At 72.2% G+C, this 8,880-nt stretch carries 7 protein-coding genes; 6 read left to right on the top strand and 1 reads right to left on the bottom strand.

Annotation, left to right across the window (positions count from 1 at the left end):
- Positions 1-977: substrate-binding domain-containing protein (locus tag ACFWFR_RS14360; protein ID WP_377623401.1), on the bottom strand; the 977-nt coding region annotated here is incomplete at its 3' end.
- A 271-nt stretch (positions 978-1,248) separates the two neighbouring features.
- Between ACFWFR_RS14360 and ACFWFR_RS14355 the strand changes: the two genes are divergently transcribed.
- The 6 genes from ACFWFR_RS14355 (at position 1,249) to ACFWFR_RS14330 (ending at position 8,759) form a co-directional block, all read left to right on the top strand.
- The gene (locus tag ACFWFR_RS14355; protein ID WP_191801241.1) at positions 1,249-2,505 is read left to right on the top strand and encodes an ROK family transcriptional regulator; all 1,257 of its coding nucleotides are present in this window, start codon (positions 1,249-1,251) and stop codon (positions 2,503-2,505) included.
- 121 nt (positions 2,506-2,626) lie between these two features.
- Entirely contained in the window at positions 2,627-3,397 is a 771-nt protein-coding gene (locus tag ACFWFR_RS14350; RefSeq protein ID WP_191801243.1) for an ATP-binding cassette domain-containing protein, read from the top strand.
- A 472-nt stretch (positions 3,398-3,869) separates the two neighbouring features.
- The gene (locus ACFWFR_RS14345) at positions 3,870-5,900 is read left to right on the top strand and encodes a glycosyltransferase family 2 protein (RefSeq protein ID WP_377623400.1); all 2,031 of its coding nucleotides are present in this window, start codon (positions 3,870-3,872) and stop codon (positions 5,898-5,900) included.
- On the top strand, positions 5,864-6,232 hold the full coding sequence (locus tag ACFWFR_RS14340; RefSeq protein ID WP_191801247.1) for an STAS domain-containing protein: 369 nt from the start codon (positions 5,864-5,866) through the stop codon (positions 6,230-6,232). Before ACFWFR_RS14345 ends, ACFWFR_RS14340 begins: the two co-directional genes overlap by 37 nt.
- Positions 6,232-7,452, top strand: a complete 1,221-nt coding sequence (locus tag ACFWFR_RS14335) for a glycoside hydrolase family 26 protein (protein ID WP_225219963.1) — start codon at positions 6,232-6,234, stop codon at positions 7,450-7,452. The genes ACFWFR_RS14340 and ACFWFR_RS14335 overlap by 1 nt, the downstream gene beginning before the upstream one ends.
- Before the next feature lie 2 nt (positions 7,453-7,454).
- The gene (locus tag ACFWFR_RS14330; protein ID WP_377623399.1) at positions 7,455-8,759 is read left to right on the top strand and encodes a family 16 glycosylhydrolase; all 1,305 of its coding nucleotides are present in this window, start codon (positions 7,455-7,457) and stop codon (positions 8,757-8,759) included.
- Positions 8,760-8,880 lie beyond the last annotated feature (121 nt).

Genomic DNA, 8,880 nt, shown 5'->3' with positions numbered 1-8,880 from the left:
TCCTCGCCGTCGATGATCTGCTGGACCATGGTGGCGACCTGGTCACCGAGCGTGCGGGTGTCCTTCCAGACCGTCATGGCCTGCTTGCCCGCGAGCATGTTCTTGACGTTGGCCTCGTCGGCGTCCTGACCCGTGACGAGCGGCCAGGCGTCGCCCGGCGTGTAGCCGCCACCCTCGAGCGCCTGCTCGATGCCGAGCGCGAGCGAGTCGTTGGGCGACAGGACGACGTCGACCTTCTTGTCGGTGTAGAACGAGTTGAGCCGGTTCTCCATCTCGGACTGGGCCTTGGCGGACTCCCAGCCCTGGATGCCGATCGTGGTCCAGTCGTCGACCGTGGCGGGCGCCTTGCCCGAGGGCACGACGAGCTGGCCCTTCTCGACGTAGGGGCTCAGGACGTCCCAGGCTCCCTTGAAGAAGAAGCGGGCGTTGTTGTCGTCGGGCGACCCGGCGAAGGGCTCGAGGTTGAAGGGGCCGGCACCGCCGGCCAGGCCGAGCTGCTCGACGATGAACTCGCCCTGGAGCGTGCCGACCTTCTCGTTGTCGAACGTCGCGTAGTAGTCGACGTGCTCGGAGTCGTTGATCAGACGGTCGTAGGCGATGACCGGGATCTCCTCCTTGGCCGCCGCGTCGAGGACCGGGCCCAGGGCCGTGCCGTCGATCGAGGCGATGACGAGGACGTCGGCCCCCTGGTTGATCATGTTCTGCAGCTGCGTGATCTGCTGGTCGACCTTGTTGTCGGCGTACTGGAGGGTGGTCTCGTAGCCGGCTCCTGCGAGCAGCTCCTCGAGGTGGGCACCGTCGTTGTTCCAGCGCTCGAGGCTGCGGGTGGGCATCGCGATGCCGATCAGGGGCGTGTCGGTCCCCGTCTCGCCACCGCCGGACTCTCCACCCGAACGCTCCGAGCTGCAGGCCGTGAGAGCACCGAACAGCAGCGTCATCCCGGCAGCTGCGGCGACCGCCTTGCGCATAGACGTCATCGTCATTCCCTTTCGTCTTCGAACCAGGGGCGGGCCTCAGCTGTGAGGCCCGGGATGCCTCCGAGCCGCGGAGGGAATCCGCGAGGCCTCGGTCGGCACTGCAGTGAAACTAGCCACCCTTGAGTTCGAGCGTCAAGCGCAGTAATCAGTTCGTGACCTAATTGTGTTCGAGACTCGAACTCAGAGTGGGAGCGGTACCACCCGGAGCGCCTCGCGGATTCCCGGTTCTGCCTCCGTTCTGCGGCTCCCGGGAGCGTGTACGCTCCTTCCTGTGAACAACGACCGGTCCACGCCCGGCTCGCAGACCTCACTCCGAGAAGCGAACCGAACGCGCATCGTGGATGCGGTGAAGCGCTACGGCGGACTCACCCAGGTCGAGCTCGCCGAGGCCACGGGACTCTCGACGGCGACGGTGTCGACCATCGTCAAGGAGCTGACCCAGGCAGGGGTCGTCGACACCCGACCCACCTCGCGCTCCGGACGACGCGCCCTCAAGGTGACCCTCGCCCGCCAGCTCGGTCTCGTGGCAGGCATCCAGTTCGGCCACCGTCACCTCAAGGTCGCGCTCGGCGACTTCGGCCGCACGATCGTGGCCGAGCAGCAGATGCCCCTGCCCGTCGACCACCGCGTCGACACGGGCCTGGACCGCGCAGCGCTCCTCGTCATGGACCTCCTCGAGCGCGTGGGCGCGTCCACGGACGAGCTCCTCACGGTCGGGATGGCCCTGCCCGCCCCGGTCGACATCTCGACCGGGATGATCTCGGTGCGCGGCATCATGCGCGGCTGGGACGACCTGCACGTCGGCCAGGTCATGTCCAAGCGCCTGGCCCGCCCCGTGGTCGTGGACAACGACGCGAACCTCGCCGCGCTCGCCGAGGCCGAGCTCGGTGCGGCCCGCGCCGTCCGCGACTCGGTGTTCGTCCGGGTCTCGTACGGGACCGGGGCCGGCGTCGTGATCAACGGGAACGTCCATCGCGGGTACGCGGGCACGGCCGGGGAGATCGGGCACGTCCAGGTCGACCCCGCAGGACCCATCTGCCGCTGCGGCAACCGTGGTTGCCTCGAGACGGTCGTCGGTTCCGACGCGCTCCTCGCCCTCCTGCGCTCGAGCCACGGCGACCTCACGCTGCGCGACGTCATCTCCCGGGCGCTGGCCGGCGACCCGGGCTGCAGCCGCGTGGTGGCCGACGCCGGTGATCGCATCGGCATCGCGGTCGCCACGCTCGCGAGCGCCATGAACCCCCAGGTCATCGTCGTGGGGGGCGAGCTCGCGGAGACCGGCGAGATCCTCGCTGGCCCCCTGCGCGACGCGGTCCGCCGGCACCTGGTGCCCAACACGATCGCGCCCGTCGAGGTCGTGCTGAGCGAGCTCGGACCCCAGGCCGAGGTCATGGGTGCGCTCGCGCTCGCGCTCCAGTCGACCGACGTCGCGAGCGACGTCCGCCTCGCCCCCGGCACGCCCGGCCCGGTCGGGCTGGCGTCAGCCCAGGACCCTGGTGGCGCGGGCCGGTCGGGAGCCCCCGGATGACCCGGGCCCTCCGGGCGACGCCCCGGCCCAGGACCCCGACCACCGCACGACCGCCGCACCACGACGACGTGGTGGGCACCCCGACGCCCCCGGGCGCCCGAGCACGAACAGGTGACACGACGTGAGCAGCTCCTCCGCCCTCCCCGCACTGTCGCTGCACGGCATCGACAAGTCGTTCGGCGCGGTCCGCGCCCTCGAGGGCATCGACCTCGAGGTCCATCGCGGCGAGGTCGTCGCGCTCGTGGGCGACAACGCCGCGGGCAAGTCGACGCTCGCCAAGGTCATCGCGGGCGTGCTGACCCCGGACGCGGGCATCATCGAGTCCGACGGCGTCCCGGTCACCATCCCCTCCCCGGCCGCGGCGCACGCGCTGGGCATCGCGACCGTCTTCCAGGACCTCGCGCTGTGCGACAACCTCGACGTGGTCTCCAACCTCTACCTGGGGCGCGAGCTGCACCGGGGTCCGCGCCTCGACGAGGCCGCGATGGAGGAGAACGCGCGACGCATCCTGCGCGACCTCACGTCCCGCATCCCCTCGGTGCGCACGCTCGTCTCCGACCTGTCGGGCGGGCAGCGCCAGAGCGTCGCGATCGCCCGCACGCTCCTCGGCGACCCGCGCATCGTGGTGCTCGACGAGCCCACGGCCTCGCTGTCCGTCTCGCAGACGGCCGAGGTCCTGACCCACATCGAGCGCCTGCGCGACCTGGGGCACGCCGTGATCCTCATCAGCCACAACATGACCGACGTACGCGCGGTCGCGGACCGGATCGAGGTGCTGCGCCACGGGCGCAACAACGGCAGCTTCTCGGGCCCCGGCACGAGCTACGAGGAGATCATCGCCGCGATCACCGGCGCCATGACGACGCCGCGGCGCAGCGTGCGCCTGGGCTGAGCCCAGGCCGACAGGTGGTGCCGGGGCCACCGAGCGTCCCGAAGGGCCCTCCGCCCGCAGGCCCGGACCCGCCGGACCGCTCCCCGCACCGTGCGTGGCGCCGTCGGGCCACCCGACGCGCACGAACGTGCCGCGGCCGCGAGCGCCGCACGTGACGTCCCCGTGAACGGGACGTCAGCCACCGTGACGGGGCGTTACCACCGGGTTGCCGACCTGTGGAGATGTTGGCGCACACCTCGCATCACGCGCGAAACGGACGGCGCGGTGCTTCCGTCCTGCCCGCGTCTGCCCCTACGTTCGGAGCACGACACCGCAGGAGGTCCGGGGACACCCGGTCACCCGCCGTCGTGACAGGCACGCAGGGGTGTCTCTGCCCGTCCCGACGTCATCGCCGCCGCCGCTCTCGAGCCGCCGTGCGCGTCCTGCGCGCCACGACGACCCGACCTGGTCTCGTCGTCCGGCGGAGGTACGCATGGGAAGCAGCAGGCTCGCGGCGGTACGGCTCCTGGCCGTGGTCGCGGTGGCGTTCGGGCTCGTCTACATCGGCTGGCGCTGGACGGGGACCGTGGCCTGGGACGCCTGGTGGATCGCGGTCCCCCTGGTCCTGGCCGAGACGTACAGCCTCGGCGAGACCGTCCTCTACGCGCTGACGATGTGGAACGCGAGACGGCGGGCGCCCGCTCCCCCGGCGCCCGAGGGCCTGAGCGTCGACGTGTTCGTCACGACGTACAACGAGCCCGTGGACCTGGTGCTGCGCACCGCGATCGCCGCACGCGACATGACGTACCCGCACGCGACGTGGATCCTCGACGACGGCAACCGGGCCGAGCTCGAGGTCGCGGCCTCGCGCGTGGGGATCGGGTACATCACCCGCGGTCCCGAGTGGGAGGGGCGCCCCCGGTTCGCCAAGGCGGGCAACGTCAACAACGCGCTGTTCCGCACGAGCGGCGACCTCGTCGCGATCCTCGACGCCGACCAGGTCCCCGAGCCGCGGTTCCTCGACCGGGTCCTGGGGTACTTCGACGACGAGGAGGTCGCGTTCGTCCAGACGCCCCAGCACTTCTGGAACGTCCCCCCGAACGACCCCCTGGGCACCCAGGCCGAGCTCTTCTACGGACCCATCCAGCAGGGCAAGGACGGGTGGGGGGCCGCGTTCTTCTGCGGCTCGAACGCGGTCCTGCGGCGTGAGGCGCTCATGGCGCTCGGGCTCACCCGGTTCAGCCGGGACGCCCGGGGCAGCATGCGGGCCGCGCTGCGCGCCGGCAGGTCGCGCCTGCAGGACCTGCTGAGCCAGCTCGCGGTCCGCGAGCCCACGGCCATGCCCGTGGCCGAGCAGGCGCTCGCCGCGGTCCGGCGCGCCGAGGGCCAGTTCCGTCGGGGCGACGTCCTGACCGAGATCACGTCCGAGCTGAGAGCGGCGTTCGCCGCAGCCCTCGCTCCGCGCCCCGGGGCCGCACCGCTCCCCGAGGAGGTCGCTGGAGAGCTGCTCGAAGAGCTCGACGGCGTCCTGGAGCTGGTCGACGTGGCCCGCACCGACCAGGCCCTGACGATCAACCCCCTCGACACGACGACCATCACCGAGGACATGGCCACGGCCATGCACCTGCACGCGATGGGCTGGACGAGCGTCTACCACCACGAGGTGCTCGTCCACGGCCTCGCGCCCGAGGACGTGGGCACCGCGCTCTCCCAGCGCCTGCGCTGGGCGACGGGGTCGATGCAGGTCTTCTTCCGCGACAACCCGCTCATGGTCCGCGGCCTCACGCTCGCCCAGCGGCTCATGTACCTGGGCACCATGACGAGCTACCTGAGCGGGTTCGCCGCCCTGGTCTACCTCTCCGCACCGGTGCTCTTCCTGACGGTCGGGATCTTCCCGCTGCACGCCGACCCCACGTTGTTCTTCCTCCACTTCATCCCGTTCTTCGTGGCCTGCCAGCTCCTCTTCCAGCTCTCCGGCCGGGGCAGCCGTGGGCTGTGGCGGGGGCAGCAGATGTCGTTCGCGCTGTTCCCCACGTGGATAGCGGCCACGCTCTCCGGGGCGTCGGCGGTGTTCCTCGGCAAGCACATCGCGTTCTCGGTCACCTCCAAGACCAAGCAGGCGACGGGCACGGGCTACCGGCACGTGCTCCCCCAGGTCGTGGCCACGGCCGTGCTGCTCGTGGCCTCGGCGATCGGCGTGGCCCGCATGCTCGCGGGCGAGGCCTCGGCCCCGGCGACCTACCTCACCCTGGCGTGGGTCGTGGTCGACCTCGCCCTCCTGTCCGCCGCGCTGCGTGCAGCGCGGTACACCGGTCCCGGCGACTCCGTCGTGGACCCCACCCCCCCGTCCGTCGCGCTCCTCGCGGCCCAGGCCGTGAGCGACGGGCTCGACAGCAACGACAGCAACGGCGCTGGGCTCACCTCCCTCCTCGACCCGACGGATCTCCCGCTCGACCTCACCGTCCGCCACGCACCCAGGAGCTCACCATGGCCACCATCGTCAGCGCACCCGACCTCACCCTGACCCACCCCGTCACGAGCATCGACCTCCCGACCGGCGGCAGGCTCGACGCAGCGGCCGTCCTGGCCCTGCGCGGCCCCGTGGCCGCAGCCGTCGCCGACGGCCCGGTGCTCGTCCTGCTCGACGTCTCGGGCGTCGACGGCGTCTCGCCGTCGGGGGTCGCCGGGCTGCTGGACCTGCTGCGCGTCGTCCGCTCGCGTGGCGGGGACCTGCGGTTCTTCGGGGCCTCGGCGGCGGTCCGGCACGCCTTCACCGCGCTGCGCCTGGACACCGTGGCCCGCATCTACGGCGGCCACGACGAGGCGCGGGGACTGCTCGCCACCCGGGCCTCCTGATGACGTTCTACCTCCCTGGGACGAGCGGGCGCCGGCGGCGGCCCGGCCTGGTGACGCCCGTCATGATCATGTTCCTGGGCGTGGGGGCGGTCGGCGCCGGGTTCGCGGTCGCGGGTCCGCCCGAGGCCGGGCCGCCGCCTGCCCCCGAGGCCTGCACGGCCGACGCCGCGCAGGTCGTCCCCGACGACGGCACGCTGCTCGGGGTCAACCTCGACTGGGCGTCCGAGACGCTCGAGGAGCACCGGACGTACCTGGGCCACGCCCCGGCCGTCGCGGTCCAGTTCTCCGACGTCCCCTACGACCGGGCGACCTGGGAGCACACGGTCAGCGCGGTCACCCAGATGAAGGCCAACGGCGGGGTGCTGCTCCTGACCCTCGAGCCGCACGCGGGCCTGGCCGCCATGAGCGACGAGGTGATCGCGACGCTCGCGCACGACCTGCGCGAGGTCAACCAGCAGGGCGTCGCGGTCGTGCTGCGGTTCGCGCACGAGATGAACGGCTCGTGGTACGCGTGGGGCCAGCAGCCCACGGCGTACGTCGAGACGTTCCGGCGGGTCGCCGCGGCGGTCCACGACCAGGCGCCCGGCACGGCCATGATGTGGGCGCCCAACTACGGGGGCGGGTACCCGTTCACCGGGGGCCAGTTCGCGGCGCTCCCCGGGTCGGCCGACTACGCGGCCCTCGACACCGACGGCGACGGCACGGTCACCATGTCCGACGACAGCTACCTCCCGTACTTCCCCGGGGACGACGCCGTCGACTGGGTCGGCGTCTCGCTCTACCACTGGGGCAACCAGCGCCCGTGGGGCAACAACGAGGTCCCCGAGGACGGCAAGTTCCTCGCGATGCTGACGGGCACCTACGTCGGCACGGCCGGGGACGACGCCGCCGTCCCGGACTTCTACACCGTGTACGGCGTCGAGCACGGCCACCCGGTCGCGGTCCCCGAGACCGCCGCGATCTACACGCCCTCGCGCGGTGGCGCGGCCGAGCTCGACATCAAGCGCGCCTGGTGGCGGCAGGTCTTCTCCCCGGAGACCCACGAGCGGTTCCCGCAGCTCAAGATGGTCAACTGGTTCGAGTGGGACAAGTACGAGATCGAGATCGACGACGACGTCGACTGGCGTGCGGCGGGTGCCCCCGACGTGCGTGACGCGTTCGTCGCCGACCTCCCGTCGTGGCTGCGCTACGCCGAGGACGTCTCGACCTGCAAGGAGTGATCATGCGCACCTCCACGTCCCCCAGCCTCCTGCTCTCGGTCGTCATCGTGGTCGCGGTGCTCGGGACGCTCGCGGCCGCCGCCGTCGGTCCTCCGGCCGCACGGACCGCGAGCGCCGCCCCGACCATGGGTGCTCCGCCCGGGCCGCTCACCTGGTCCGACGAGTTCGACGGCGCCCCCGGCGCCCCGCCCGACCCTGCACGCTGGCGCCTCGAGACGGGAGGCAGCGGGTGGGGAAACAACGAGCGCCAGTACTACACCGACAGCCCGAGCAACGCCTCGACCGACGGGGCGGGTCACCTCGTCGTCACGGCCCGCAAGGAGAACCCGGCCGGCTATCAGTGCCACTACGGACGCTGCGAGTACACGTCGGCACGGCTCATCACCGCGGACCGGTTCGCCCAGCAGCACGGGCGCTTCGAGGCACGCATCAAGATCCCGGGCGGGCAGGGGACGTGGCCCGCGTTCTGGATGCTCGGGCAGAACATCTTCACCTCGGAACCGTGGCCCGCGAGCGGCGAGATCGACGTGATGGAGAACGTCGGTCAGGAGCCCGGCACGGTGTGGGGAAGCCTGCACGGTCCCGGGTACTCGGGGGCGGACGCGGTGCACGAGTCGTTCACGCTCCCCGGGGGGCAACGCGTCGCCGACGACTTCCACACCTTCACGGTCGACTGGGCACCGGACTCGATCACCTGGTACGTCGACGGCGTCGCGTACTCGCACAAGACCCCCGCCGACACCGGCGGGGCACCCTGGGTGTTCGACGACCCGTTCTTCCTGCTGCTCAACCTCGCGGTCGGTGGGGACTGGCCGGGAGCACCCGACGCGAGCACCCCGCTGCCCGCGCAGATGGTCGTCGACTACGTCCGGGCGTACGCGTGGGACCGACCCGACGAGCCGGGCACGTCGCCCGTCGCCACGACGGGGCAGCTCGTGGGGCTCGGCGGGACGTGCCTCGAGCTGCCCTGGGGCGACACCGCCCCCGGCGTCCCGGTCCAGGTCCGCACGTGCTCTGACGCCGCCCACCAGCAGTGGACGCTCGAGGCCGACGGCACGGTCCGCACGCTCGGACGCTGCCTCGACGTCGCGTGGGGCGCCCGCGAGGACGGCGCGAAGGTCCAGACCGCGCCGTGCTCGGGCGATCCCGCCCAGCAGTTCGTGCTCACCGCGAGCCACGACCTGGTCAACCCGCAGGCCGACCGGTGCGTCGACGTCAAGGACTTCAGCACGGCCGACGGATCGCCCGTCCAGCTCTGGAGCTGCGCCGGGACCGCCAACCAGAAGTGGTGGGTCCGCTCCCCCTGAGGCCGTCGTCCGAGCCGTCCCGCGCGCCTCGGGACGTGCCCGCGCGGCGTGCGCCCCGCCGTCGGGCCGGTGCGGTCCCCGCCCAGGACGCAGCGAGGCGCGTCCCCGTCCAGGGGACGCG

The sequence above is a fragment of the Oerskovia sp. NPDC060287 genome, from assembly GCF_042726775.1.
GTDB lineage: Bacteria > Actinomycetota > Actinomycetes > Actinomycetales > Cellulomonadaceae > Oerskovia > Oerskovia merdavium.
The sequence above is the reverse complement of the archived record's forward strand: the minus strand, read 5'-3'. Positions and strand labels throughout refer to the sequence as shown.

Excerpts from the sequence above, each read along its gene's own strand:
- ACFWFR_RS14330 (WP_377623399.1), top strand. The coding sequence starts at position 7,455 with ATGCGCACCTCCACGTCCCCCAGCCTCCTGCTCTCGGTCGTCATCGTG.
- ACFWFR_RS14340 (WP_191801247.1), top strand. The coding sequence starts at position 5,864 with ATGGCCACCATCGTCAGCGCACCCGACCTCACCCTGACCCACCCCGTC.
- ACFWFR_RS14345 (WP_377623400.1), top strand. The coding sequence starts at position 3,870 with ATGGGAAGCAGCAGGCTCGCGGCGGTACGGCTCCTGGCCGTGGTCGCG.
- ACFWFR_RS14335 (WP_225219963.1), top strand. The coding sequence starts at position 6,232 with ATGACGTTCTACCTCCCTGGGACGAGCGGGCGCCGGCGGCGGCCCGGC.